The organism is Mucilaginibacter sp. OK268 (assembly GCF_900103125.1).
Taxonomy (GTDB): Bacteria; Bacteroidota; Bacteroidia; order Sphingobacteriales; family Sphingobacteriaceae; genus Mucilaginibacter.
The window spans coordinates 62,017-74,635 of record NZ_FNJV01000014.1 but is presented as its reverse complement, the minus strand read 5'-3'; the positions used below and the strand labels follow the sequence as shown (position 1 = coordinate 74,635).

Here is a 12,619-nt window from a genome sequence, read left to right as displayed (position 1 = left end):
TAGGTTATTGGTATAAACAAATAGTTAAAGAACGCTTACCAGATATACGTGCCTACAGAACCCTTATCCAGCGTAGCAGCAACCGCTTGTCCGTTATATTTGATACTAAAAGACTGCGACGAATCGCTGGTATTGGCTACAATGAGCACCTTTTTACCATCCGGTGTTTTAAAAGCAACATTGGGCAGCGTATCTGAATTGTTTGAAGCAATACGAACCGAGCCCGGGCGAACAAATTTAGACGCGTGAGCTATAGAATAATAAGCCAGGTTGCGTTTCACCGCGTTTTTATCAATAGTTACAGCACCCTGGCACATGGGGCAACCGCCCCGGTCGGTATAGGGTTTATAATCCGGATCCGCAGCCAGGTTCCATTCCAGCACGTTACGGCTCCAGTTACGGGTTGCGCCAATGATCAATCTTTTAACCGGCGAAGCTATATTGATGGTTGCGCTGTTCTCTTTTTCAACCACCATTTGCTCCGTAAAATAAAGGTTTTTATCCGGGTGGGCATTGTGCACATCAGTTAACGCCTCAATATCCCCTCCGTATAAATGGAAGCCGGAACCGTCGATATATTTACGGGCGGCGGGATCATTCAAAATGGAGATAGGATAATCAGGTCTGTCGGCATTATGGTCATAAATAATGATCTTGGTTTTGATGCCAGCAGCCTTAAATGCTGGTCCGAGATTGTTTTTGATAAACTCGCCTTCATCCGGTGCTACCAGCAGTAAACTGGGGTTATTACCAGGGTGTAAAGGTTCATTTTGAATGGTGATGGCATCGATAGGTATACCATTAACTTTCATTCCCTGGATGTATTTTACCAGGTATTTGGCATAAGCGCCATAATATTCTGGCTTTAAACGACCCCCGCGAGTGTCTTCATTGGTTTTCATCCATGCCGGTGGCGACCAGGGCGAGCCTAATATCTTGATAGCTGGGTTGATAGCCAGTATCTGTTTCATCACCGGGATCACATCCTGCTTATCGGCGCTCAGGTCAAAATGTTTCAATGTTGGATCTGTTTGACCGGCTGGCATATCATCGTAGGAGAACACTTTTTCGTTCAGGTCAGACGCACCTATGCTCAATCTGATATAGCTTACCCCAATATTATTACCATTGGTAGCAAACAACTCTTTTAGCAAGGCGGCACGGCTATCCGGGCTCATATGGATAATGTGCATAGCACTGCCACCGGTTAATGCAAAGCCAAAACCATTAATAGGCTGGTATGTTTTTTTGTCATCAACGGTAATGGTAAATCCGTTATCGCTCGCTGGTTTAAAGGTTAAAGCCTCTTTTTGCTTTTCAAATAAAACGGATCTGTCGGCTTTGGTTAGCCATAAACTGGCCTGATTCGCCTTTTGCGCGTTGGCGGCAATTGTGGTGCTAAACAGTAACGGCCACAATAAAAGTGATCGGATATTTTTGTTCATAAATTAAAATTTAACAGGAAGCGTATTACTGTAAATCGGTTTAAATAAGGCTTAAATTGGACGGTAAATTTATTATTGTTTTCAATATAAAAAGGTATAAATTATTGAGTAACTAATATATTACGAAGGTGTAAAACATACACCACATTGCCCTTTTGATATAATGTTTTTATACCCTATTTAAACACTACAGCAAAAGGAATATAAACCCAAATATTAATTTAACTGCTACGTATATTAATTAGGACTTTAATTATTTGATAGTATTAAATTTTATTTATAGTTTCACTGGAAGTATACGAATGGAAGAACCGCATAAAAAGATCATCATATTTGATGATGATGAAGATATACTTTCTATTTGCAGTTATATCTTAGAAGAGAAGGGATGGGAGGTGCATACTTTTACCGATTGCAATAATATTGTTGATAAAGTTTTGCCGGTTTTACCAGATGTGATATTGATGGACAACTGGATCCCAGACGCGGGGGGAATTGTTGCTACCCAAACCCTCAAAAAATCAGAAGAATTAAAGCATATTCCGGTCATATACTTTTCTGCCAATAGTGATATTCAATTATTGGCCAGCCATGCCGGCGCCCAAACATATCTGGCTAAACCCTTTGACTTGGAAGACCTGGAGCGGGTTATTAGTAATGTATTGACAACGCATTCGAATTAATGATCAATCGCAAAAGCATACCATGAAAAAAGCCTCATCTATTAAGATGAGGCTTTTTTGTGGACTATTATTGTGGTCCGCCGGGGATACCTGGAGGGCCTCCGCCATTACCGCCATCACGCCTTCCGCCGCCATCCCTGAACCGGCCGCCAGGACCCATATTATCCTGAACCGGTGCTTTGCCCGCAAATTTTTTCAGGTTAAGCGTAAAAGTTAACAGGTAATATCTTGAAAGACGGTTAACGCGTGATTGCGTTAATGAACTGGCTGTTGATGTTGATGAGAAGCCTGTGTTTTGATTAAACAAGTCAAAGCCTGATAAACGGAGAGTTGCTTGTTTATTTTTCAAAAAGCGGCGTTCCACATATAAGTTCAGGATATTAGGGTTGGTAACCTTTATATCCGAGCTATAACCATAGTTAGTAGCCTTGGAGTAATCATAGCTAAAAACCCAATCGCCGAAATAGTTTTTACCGGTAAGACCAATATTCCAGGTCCTGATATTGGATGTTCCTTCTAACAGCGGGTTTTGTACAGAGTTGCTGGTTCTGTTGATAGCGTAGTTGGTTAAAATTTGTGCATCAACAACGTTATTGATGTCAACCCTGAAACGCGCTTCCGGGGTAAATACCAGGTTTTTGGCAATGTTTTTCTCAGTAGTAGCCGCAAACGAAGTAGAATCGATATTGGTCAGGTATCCTATATTATTGGTGTAGGTAGCTGTACCGTTAAAGGTAAGGGTGTATTTGCGGTTTTCCCATGGTTTAGAATAAGTTAAACGACCAGAACCGGTATAATACCCATCGGCATTTAAATACTGGGTTAAAATAGTATTTTGAAATCTTGAGTTAGGCGGATAAAGACGAGGATAGGTAATCGTATTGGTTACCACCTGATTTTGCACACTCTGGAACGACAGGTTAGCAAAGAATACATCTCCAGTCTGGAAACTAAACTTATTATACCTGATCGAAAAATTGTTGGTAAACTGTGGTTTCAGGTTAGGATTACCTTCAACCGGGTAAAGCGCATTTGAAAAGTCGATCACCGGTTGTAGTTGTGAAAAACTTGGCGTGCTGCTTGACCCGTTATAGTTAACACTGAATGACTGGCTGCGCGAAAAATTATAGATGAAACGGGCAGTTGGGATTACATTAAATGTTGAGATATGGGTTGAAACACCTGTTACCGGCGAGCTGCCATCCAAAACAGATGGCTGAACACCTATACCCAGCGTATAATTGTACTTCTTTTCAATAAAGCGATAGTTTAAGCCAACCTTGTTGGTTGTAAATGTATAGTTGTAACGGTTGCTTAACGCGCTGTCACTTCTGAACGAAAAATCAGCCTCATTAAAGAGGGTATCTGTTTCTTTATTATTGGTTGTAATAGCACGGTTGAACGCGTAGTTAAGTTCCAGGTATGAACGTTTGCCTATCGGGTTCAGGTATGAAACATTGGTACCATAACTGTTGGTACGGCTATAGGTATTGATCATTTGGTTTATTGGAGCAGTGGGGTTACCAGCTGTATAATCATAAACCGGATTTTGGTATGACCAGCTTGGTGCCGAACTTACCGTGGCGTTGATGCTCAGGTTATGACGGTTTTTAAAGCGGTGGTTAAATAATGCCGTAAAACCATAATTTGGTGCTTGTGAATCGCCATTGGTGATCGCTGTGTAAGCAGATGAGATATTACCATTTCTGGTGAAATTTACGGCTTCAGACTCGTTGGTGTTGGTGCCCGCGTAAGAGAATGTTGGAGTAACTTTTAAATAGTTAATGGTATCTGGCTTGTACTCCATGTTCCAGGTAAAGCGGTGATTTATATTTTGGTCTTTTTCAACACTATTTTGATTCTGTGTGGTGGGGTTTGAGGCCGATCTGTTTTCCTGGACCGTATTGGTTGTTGTTGAAACGGTATTATCAGCAAAACTATAACTACCATATACCGAAAGTTTTTTGCCCCATTGGTCGCGGAAGTTAGCTCCTAGGGAATGCGCGTTGGTTTCGCCATTTTGTGTAGTTATCAAACTACCCGAATTGCCACCACCCCGGCCTGCATTACCCCGGCCGCCGCCGCCAAAACCACCGCCGCCAAAGCCACCACCACCGCCACTCGCACTGCCGAATGAAAAAGTATTTACGTTGGTATTGTTGATACTGCCCAAAAGGGCAATTTGCTGGTCGCCACTAAAATTAAATGCATTTATGGAGCCTATATAACGGTTTTTATCAGGTATGCCCTGACTTTGAGGTAAGGCATCCCTACCGCTGCCGGCGGTAGCCTGCCCAAAATAACCATAGTTTTTATCCTTGCGAATAGTGATGTTCATGATCTTATCCGGTTCACCGGTTTTAACGCCGGTTAGGTTGGCCTGATCGCCATAATCATCAATCATCTGGATGTTCTCAATAACATCGGCTGGCAGGTTTTTGGTGGCGCTTTGAACATCGCCTCCCATAAAGTCCTTACCATTTATACGTACTTTGGTGACCTGTTTTCCCTGTGTAGTAATGTTTCCATTTACGTCGACATCAACGCCTGGTAGTTTTTTGATCAGATCCTCAGCCGGGGCATTTTCCCGTACTTTATAAGCGCTGGCGTTGTACTCCACCGTATCCTCTTTCAACGTTACGGGGTTAACACCCACAATAGTAACCACGTTGAGCATATTGGTTGAGGCTTTCATGATAATGTTACCCAGATCAACGGGTTTGCCATCAGGATCCAATGCAAAGTGTTTTTTGATAGATGTAAAACCAATGGATGATAATGTAAGCGTTATTTTGCTGCCCTTAATACCCGAAAACGCGAACTTTCCATTAGCATCGGCAATGGATATAGTACTATCGCCCCCGTTTGATACCAGCTTAATGCTGCTGCCGGGCAATGATAGTTTTGTAGTGTCAACAACGGTGCCGCTTACATCATGCGTGGTTTGTGCCAACGTGTTGAATGCGGTTAAAATGGTTAGACTTAAAATAAGGAACAGGGGTTTCATAAAGTATTTGTTCTGCTTGAAATTTTTATTAGTTATACATTGGACACAATCCAATTGCAAATGTTCAACTTATAAAGTATTAAATGTTAAAAAAGCATATGATTGTTACAAAAGGGGCGCTAAACGCTTATTAATCATAGCATTGTTACAAATAGTAAACATAAAAGGGCCGATAATATCAGCCCTTTTACGCTTAAGATCTCTCTTTATTAAATTAGTTGATGTGCAGAACTGTTGCTACTTCATTGTAATTTTTAAAGTTGATGCCTGGATGTGCGGTTTGCAGGGTAGTAACGCTACCTCCTGGAATAACTACTATTTTAAAATCGAGCCCGGTTTGTGAAAAATTGGCTTTGATATTCACATAGCCAACCCCAAAATCTGATAGGGTAATGGTCCTGCCGGCTTCACTATAAGGTAATGCATAATAAGCGCCGGTACTTCCTGTAGTTCTGAAGTAAGCTAAAACAACACCCTTGTCAACAATGTCCTGTGTAATAGCGGGTATCGCGAAGTTGGTGAATCCGGTTAGCGTTACGCTTTTGTTAATTAACAAATAGCTTTTAACACTCATGGTACCATCGGCTCCGTTAGCACCATTAGCACCGTCGGCGCCGTTAGATCCTGCTGGTCCTTGAGCGCCTGTTGGGCCCGTTGCCCCGGTATTGCCTGTGGCTCCTTGTGGTCCACCCGGTCCTTGTGAGCCGGGATCACCTTTTGGGCCTTGTGCTCCATCGGTACCATTGACACCTGCAGGTCCCGGATCTCCTTTTTTGCAAGCACTCATGCAGCATATGCATATCAATAAAGCAGGGAATAATAGTAGTAGTTTTCTCATGAAATTTTTTAAATTTTAGGTGGAGTTGTGGCCTTATTACGGATGTATGAATAATTAGTTGCAGGTGGTGAAGATAGCGGAACAATTATTGTTGCCGGTTAAAAAAGGAAATTAGTGTATTGTTTAAATAATACAAAAAATGAACAACAAAACCTGTGAATGTTTCGTTATGTTTAAAATCAAATTAACCTATGAATAATATTAGCAGCACACTGCACTCAAAAGTGCACAATTGGATTGATGCGATCGGTTTCCGGTTAAATGCGTCACAAACCAATAATAAGAGTCATGTAACGACTAATCATTATTTTTTTGAAACCTTTAACTTTTTTGAGAAAAGGCGAAGGAATCATCCGGAAAGCACAAAGTTTTTATGTTTTGATGCCTACGGAGAAAAAATCAATGTAAGGTCATTGCTTGATCTGCAGATTGCTTTTTTTGAAAATATCAGCCAGCTTAAATAGTATCACTGTCGCTGGATATTAAATCTTGTTCAATTATTCCTGACCAATGCTGCGTGTGTCAGGTATACTCATAAAAAAACCTGCTTATAAACTAAGCAGGTTTTCTATTTAAATCCTAAGCCAATTAATTATCTGTTGGTGTTTTTGGCCAACAATTCATATATCCATTGTCCGAATTTTCTTTCATCATATCATTATTGTTAATACCGCGCATCAATGTCCCCTGGAAATTGATGATGGCTTTATCCGGATTTAAAGCATCCTTGATACGCAGGTGAAGATCGGCAAAGTGGGCTGCGGTTAATGCATCACCACCTTTTGGTAACCCTGCATCTATTTTCTTCAATTCTGCGCGTACCATTGGCCTGATGTCAGATAAGACAATGTTTATTGGCGTTAAGCCAAAAGAAGCCAATTGAGCACTTGTTACGCCTGGAAATGAAAAACTCGCATCGGTAGTCAGTAACCCTTTCAGGTTTTCAATGTAACCTCGTTGCAGGTTACGTTTAAAAGCGTCTGGTTTGTTACTATTGAATACACCTGTGCGTACATCAGTAAATAATTCAGCAACGGTGTATGCGTTAGTGCCATTTTTTGCCTCGTTATCATACATGCGGGCCAGTCTTGATGGGTTAAGCACATTTGATAATACGGCAACTTGCATGGCTTTGATACGGTTAAGCGTAACTCCATTATCAAACTTGCTTAGTTCGGGTTTGTTTATTAACCAAAGCGGGGTTTCAAACAATTGTTTGTTTAAAAACAGTGCAGCATCGTGCTGGCGATCTTTACTTACAAAATCATAAACGGCACCTTTTTGATCGTAGGTTTTAAAGTTTTCATTCATCCCGCCAATGTTGGTGGTTACATGCCCCATATAACGATAAAACTGACCCAGAACTTCGTTGTATAATTCTGCCACATCGCTAAAATTCTCATTTTTTTGGTATGTCCATTTTTCAAGATTAGGCAAAATGCGTTTTAAGTTGGCTATACCATAGGTACTGGCTTTCATGGCATTGTCACCCAGATCCTCATTCTGTAAACGTGGATCAATAGATGTGCCCTGACGACCAAAATAATAAAGCGGACTACCTGCTTTTTTATTGGTCCAGTCGGCAAGTATTTCTTTCTCCTGTAAAGCGGTTTTGTTGCCCGGGAACCAGCTGTAACCCCATTTTATAGACCACAGATCATATTCGCCTATTTGTGGATAAAGATGAGTAACACCATCGCCTGGTTGAGCTATATAGTTAAAGCGGGCATAGTCCATAATAGATGGAGCAGTGCCATGTTTATCTGTAAATGTTTTGGAGCGAAGTGAATCAACAGGATAAGCGTAGCTTGAGCCGAAATTATGCGGTAAACCAAGTGTGTGGCCAATTTCATGTGATGATACAAAGCGGATAAGCTCGCCCATTTGCTCATCAGTAAATTGGGCTTTGCGGGCAGCTGGGTTTACGGCTGCGGTTTGTATCAGGTACCAATCGCGCAGTAGGCTCATTACATTATGGTACCAACCTACATGGCTTTCCAGGATCTCGCCGGTACGCGGATCCGAAACATGTGGTCCATAGGCGTTCTCCACATCCGATGCAAAATACCGGATTACACTGTAGCGAGCATCTTCTGTGCTAAACTCAGGATCCTGTTTATGAGATGGCGCTTCTTTACCAACAATAGCATTTTTAAAACCAGCAGCTTCAAAGGCCTTGTTCCAGTCGTTTATGCCGGCTATAAGGTAAGGCACCCATTTTTTTGGCGTTGCCGGATCAATGTAATAAACTATTTGTTTCTTAGGCTCAACCAGTTCGCCGCGTGAATAAGCAGCGGGGTCTTTGGGCTCCAGTTTCCAACGATGTATATAAGCGGTTACCTGGGCTTTTTGAGCACTTGTGCCATAATCGGTTTGGCGCTGACCAAAAAAACCAACCCTTTCATCACTGATTCGGGCCATCATAGGTGTTTTTGGCAGGAGCAGCATGGAGGTGTTGAATTCAAAAGTTATAGCTCCGGTAGAATTATCCGTAGGCGATTCTGCAGAGCGATAGGTTTTCAAAGTGCGGGCTTCCAGATTGATCGGGAAACTTTTAATAGTATCAATATATGAACGGGTGTTATCAACTCCCGAAACTTTGTATGCTTTTTTAACATTATCGGTTAAACCAATAGCGCTTATATCGCCATTGTAAAAATCGGTAACATCAATGAGTACGCCTGTGGTGTCTTTATTGAATGCTTTAATATCAAAAGAAGCCAATACGGCGTCGAGATTTGAATTTTTAACAGACTGATACATATCCGTAGTACTATCGGCCCTTATAGAATAGCTGGGTACACGTATGAAGATCTGTTTATCATGACGTTCCCATTTCCAAACCTGGTCGTTCAGTTCTTCACCACCATATTGCTGACCAAACGTTTTTAATCCGCCCGGAGTTTTAACGTAACGGGTAACCACCAGCATTTCGCGGTTGATCAGGGAATCTGGGATTTCGTAATAATACTTACCATCAACCTTATAGGTGTTAAAAAGACCGCTATCGGCCTTTGTTTTGCCGGTTATCACATCGCTGAATTTTTTAATGCCCTCTTTTTTGGGAGCGCCAACTGTTGCTGTAGCTACAGCCGCTCCGCCTGGGCCTGATGTTGTTTTAAGGGTTAAGGTTTGGTTTGCTGTGTGTTTCCTGGTAGCGCATGAGCTGGCTAAAACAGCAAAAATAAAAGCAGAGCCCCGTAAATAACGGCCTGCGATAAGGTGTTTTTTCATTTATGTCGATACTTAAAACGTAAACTTAAATAAAATAAGCGCCATGTAATAGTATATAATAGGGTGATTTTTAAAAATCACCCTATTATATACGCCTTTTTAAGGTAAGCACTACTTTATCTAGTTTTTTATCGTGATAAACATCGAGCAAAAGGCTACGGTCGTTCCGGGATTTGAATATCTCGTCAATTTCTTCAAGGGTCATTTTAGATACTGGTTTAAAATTGATGGCCACTATTTCATCATCCCTTTCCAGACCAACCTCATCAGCGGCAGATCCCGGTTCAACCCGGTTAATAATGATGCGGTCAAAATTATCTCCGGCGGCATAATATTCCAACCCGCTCATATCATGTTCAAACGGATCCTTAAAATTAGGACCGGATTTTAAATACATGGTGTTATGGGTATAATCCAGTATGACCGAAAAGCGCTTTAAAGTTCCAATGCCCAGGTTGCCATCCCGGGGAACAGAGAGCGCATTTTGATTGTTGTTGGCATCCGGAAAGGAAGCGATAACCTGTTTAATTTTAAATTTTCCCAGTTCCAATGATTCGATGCGCCCGATATAGCCGTTAATGGGGCCATTTAAACCAATACCCAGGTTGGCCGAGGCAATAAATTTTTGTGGAAGGCCATAACGCTTTACCACCGTTTCAAGAGAGATCGGATGCCCGGCCCCCAGATCGATGATCAACTTGGTTTTTATATTCTCACCACTTTGCAGTTTTACCCATGTTTCTACATAAGGCTTCCTGTCTTCAATCGTGATGGGAATTGGAACACCCTTTCGAAACACTTTCAGATCTTTTGGTCGCCAAACGGTTAAGGAACTGTCCGGAACATTGATCCTGACAGCAAGGTTGTTGAAAAACTCGTAGCCAATCAGGCCATGTATAGGCATACCCGCATAGCCTGATAAACTGAACAGATCCTTTTTAAGAATGGCCGCAGCTACATCATAACTTACCAGTCCGGGTATTTCAACATCTAAAGGGGACGTAACATACGCTTCAGCATCCTCTCCCTCACCAAGGCCAGGTATTTTTAAGGTTCGTTTGTTAGGAATATAGATAGAATCGGCTAATTTGGGGTCGGTAATGATCATCAACCCCACACCGGTATCTAATATAAAATTGAACGGGCCCTTATGATTAATGCTTAATTTAATAACCATGAGGCTCCGCACCAGACGAAAAGGAATGGTTACTTTTTTTTTATGATAGTCCAGGTCAAAGTATTGCGCCTGGGCGGCAAAAAAACAAACCGAAAATAAACACGCCAGCCATACTGCCCGGAATTGCTTTATTTTATGAAATAGCGTGAGTAGCAAGGTTATTATAGTTGGTATATTAAATTTACAACAATAATTGGTTAAATTGAATAAATGTATGTTAAAAACAACTTTTATATTTCTGCTAACAATTGGCGGTTTGTTATTATTTAATGATACCGTTTATGGCCGCGCTATAAAAAAAAGGAAGATAAAAAGAGAATTTAAGCATTCCCAGATCATGCGGGATCATTTTACGGGCTTTGCCTTGTATGATCTGGATGATCAAAAAATGATATATGAGTTAAATGCTGATAAATATTTTATCCCGGCATCAAATACAAAGCTATTTACTTTTTATACCTGCCTGAAAATGCTGGGCGACTCGATCCCTGCTCTTCGTTATGAGCTGCATAATGATTCACTGGTGTTTTGGGGTACTGGCGATCCTTCTTTTCTGCATAGCGATCTCAAAGGGATCAATGGTTTAAGCTTCTTAACCCGGAGTAATAAAAAATTATACTATTCAGCAACAGGTTACACGAACGATTTTTTTGGAGCAGGTTGGGCCTGGGATGATTATAATGATTATTACCAGGCAGAAATAACGGGCTTGCCCATAGAAGATAATGTTGCCTTATTATATGCTGACGGCGACGGTAATTTACAGATTAAACCATCTTATCTCAAACGGTTTTTAAACAGTGATACCAGCTATCATCCTAATAAATTTAAGGTTAAACGCGATTTTTTACGCAATAATTTTGTTTACCCGGTAATGCCCGTGCCTCCAAACTTCAGACAGGAAATTCCCTGGAAAACAAGTACCGAGCTGACACTGGAGTTGTTGAGAGACACGCTGAAAAAGCCCTTATGGTCTATAAATATGCCATTAAGCGCAACCGCGAAAACAATCTACAACACTAACAGCGGTGCTGTTTATAAACGAATGCTACAGCCCAGCGATGATTTTATTGCAGAGCAACTATTGCTGGCCTGCTCATCGGTAAAGTTTAATACCCTCAATACCGATTCGGTGATTAGCTATTCCAAAACACATTTTTTGAATGATCTGCCTGATGAACCGCAATGGATTGACGGATCGGGGCTTTCGCGCCTGAACCTGTTTACCCCCCGAAGCATTATTGCTTTGTTACGAAAAATTAAAAACGAGGTAAATAACGACTCGCTATTGTATAGTATGATGCCGGCGGGCGGCGCTACCGGTACACTTAGAAATGCTTACAAAACGGATAATGGACAAGTGTTTGTGTGGGCAAAAACCGGCTCATTATCCAACAACTATAACCAAAGCGGTTACCTGGTTACCCGTAAAGGGAAACGATTGGCTTTTTCGTTTATGAATAACAATTTTACCCGGCCCGTTAAAGAAATACGCGACGAGATGGTCCGGATCATGACGTATATTCATGAAGAGTTTTAAACCCCTCCCAATCCTGCCCGGGGAATAATAGCCCGTCAAAGGCTGCTATCCCTAAAGGGTGTCATGCTGTCGTTATACCTTTTCATGGGTATTCCCTCCCCCAGAGGTGGGATTTTAGGTTAATCTTCGCATCAGCTGTTCTTCTACCATTTTAAATACCTGTACCGGTTTTAATGTACGCCAACCCAGGTCATCAAGTACACCGCCAAAATTGATATAGTAATCTATATTGTTGCGCTTAAACTCATCTATCACGTGCTCGCGGAAATTGATGCCGGCTATCCAGCCGTCTTCAATATCCTGAAACCACTCTTCGTAATAACAATCATCGGATGAGTGGAAATTGAGCACATTTTCACCTATCAGTATAAACTGGGTAATGCCATTATCAATCATCAGCTCCAGCAGTTCGCGCTTAAGCATCATGATATCGTTGTTGATGGCATCGTTCCACTCACCAATAAACTCAATAATGGTATACCCTTTTTCATAATCGGCAAACAACACTTTGAGGTATAAAGTATTGGAGCCGAAGGAATCCCACTGCGGGTGCAACAGATAGTTGTATACCTGCTTGTCAAATTCAAACTCACTGTATTCAGTAGCATAAAAAGGTGAATATTCATCCTCTGATGCTATATAATCATCACGCCAACGGTAATATGGTTCTATCTCGTGCATATCTCAGATTTCAA

General features: G+C 41.4%; 9 protein-coding genes. 3 read left to right on the top strand and 6 right to left on the bottom strand.

Translation table 11 applies throughout. The features are described from left to right. Nucleotides 1-35: 35 nt before the first annotated feature. The gene (locus BLR84_RS28620; protein WP_090473685.1) at nucleotides 36-1,445 is read right to left on the bottom strand and encodes a glycoside hydrolase family 30 protein; all 1,410 of its coding nucleotides are present in this window, start codon (nucleotides 1,443-1,445) and stop codon (nucleotides 36-38) included. Between the two features lie 302 nt (nucleotides 1,446-1,747). Here BLR84_RS28620 and BLR84_RS28615 point away from each other — a divergent pair, with 302 nt between their 5' ends. After that, nucleotides 1,748-2,128 (top strand): response regulator, encoded by a 381-nt coding sequence (locus tag BLR84_RS28615; RefSeq protein ID WP_090473684.1) that lies wholly within the window; start codon nucleotides 1,748-1,750, stop codon nucleotides 2,126-2,128. Nucleotides 2,129-2,195: 67 nt separating this feature from the next. Here the strand turns inward: BLR84_RS28615 and BLR84_RS28610 are convergent, their stop codons facing one another. Further along, nucleotides 2,196-5,135 (bottom strand): outer membrane beta-barrel protein, encoded by a 2,940-nt coding sequence (locus BLR84_RS28610; RefSeq protein WP_090473683.1) that lies wholly within the window; start codon nucleotides 5,133-5,135, stop codon nucleotides 2,196-2,198. Between the two features lie 214 nt (nucleotides 5,136-5,349). Continuing rightward, a complete protein-coding gene (locus BLR84_RS30190; protein WP_090473682.1) occupies nucleotides 5,350-5,973 on the bottom strand; it encodes a collagen-like protein in 624 nt (207 codons plus the stop codon). 191 nt (nucleotides 5,974-6,164) lie between these two features. On the opposite strand from BLR84_RS30190, the gene BLR84_RS28600 reads away from it, so the two are divergent. After that, a complete protein-coding gene (locus tag BLR84_RS28600) occupies nucleotides 6,165-6,437 on the top strand; it encodes a hypothetical protein (RefSeq protein WP_090473681.1) in 273 nt (90 codons plus the stop codon). A gap of 124 nt (nucleotides 6,438-6,561) precedes the next feature. On the opposite strand, the gene BLR84_RS28595 is transcribed toward BLR84_RS28600, so the two are convergent. Continuing rightward, nucleotides 6,562-9,207, bottom strand: a complete 2,646-nt coding sequence (locus tag BLR84_RS28595; RefSeq protein ID WP_090473680.1) for a zinc-dependent metalloprotease — start codon at nucleotides 9,205-9,207, stop codon at nucleotides 6,562-6,564. An 85-nt stretch (nucleotides 9,208-9,292) separates the two neighbouring features. Next, on the bottom strand, nucleotides 9,293-10,540 hold the full coding sequence (locus tag BLR84_RS28590; RefSeq protein WP_090473679.1) for an aspartyl protease family protein: 1,248 nt from the start codon (nucleotides 10,538-10,540) through the stop codon (nucleotides 9,293-9,295). Between the two features lie 58 nt (nucleotides 10,541-10,598). On the opposite strand from BLR84_RS28590, the gene BLR84_RS28585 reads away from it, so the two are divergent. Beyond that, complete coding sequence (locus BLR84_RS28585; RefSeq protein WP_090473678.1) at nucleotides 10,599-11,924, top strand: D-alanyl-D-alanine carboxypeptidase/D-alanyl-D-alanine-endopeptidase; 1,326 nt, start codon at nucleotides 10,599-10,601, stop codon at nucleotides 11,922-11,924. Nucleotides 11,925-12,038: 114 nt separating this feature from the next. Here BLR84_RS28585 and BLR84_RS28580 read toward each other — a convergent pair whose 3' ends face one another. After that, on the bottom strand, nucleotides 12,039-12,605 hold the full coding sequence (locus tag BLR84_RS28580) for a hypothetical protein (protein ID WP_090473677.1): 567 nt from the start codon (nucleotides 12,603-12,605) through the stop codon (nucleotides 12,039-12,041). Nucleotides 12,606-12,619: the final 14 nt, after the last annotated feature.

Coding starts and splice junctions, on each gene's coding strand:
- BLR84_RS28595 (WP_090473680.1), bottom strand. CDS start 9,207: ATGAAAAAACACCTTATCGCAGGCCGTTATTTACGGGGCTCTGCTTTT.
- BLR84_RS28580 (WP_090473677.1), bottom strand. CDS start 12,605: ATGCACGAGATAGAACCATATTACCGTTGGCGTGATGATTATATAGCA.
- BLR84_RS28620 (WP_090473685.1), bottom strand. CDS start 1,445: ATGAACAAAAATATCCGATCACTTTTATTGTGGCCGTTACTGTTTAGC.
- BLR84_RS30190 (WP_090473682.1), bottom strand. CDS start 5,973: ATGAGAAAACTACTACTATTATTCCCTGCTTTATTGATATGCATATGC.
- BLR84_RS28585 (WP_090473678.1), top strand. CDS start 10,599: ATGTTAAAAACAACTTTTATATTTCTGCTAACAATTGGCGGTTTGTTA.
- BLR84_RS28615 (WP_090473684.1), top strand. CDS start 1,748: ATGGAAGAACCGCATAAAAAGATCATCATATTTGATGATGATGAAGAT.
- BLR84_RS28600 (WP_090473681.1), top strand. CDS start 6,165: ATGAATAATATTAGCAGCACACTGCACTCAAAAGTGCACAATTGGATT.
- BLR84_RS28610 (WP_090473683.1), bottom strand. CDS start 5,135: ATGAAACCCCTGTTCCTTATTTTAAGTCTAACCATTTTAACCGCATTC.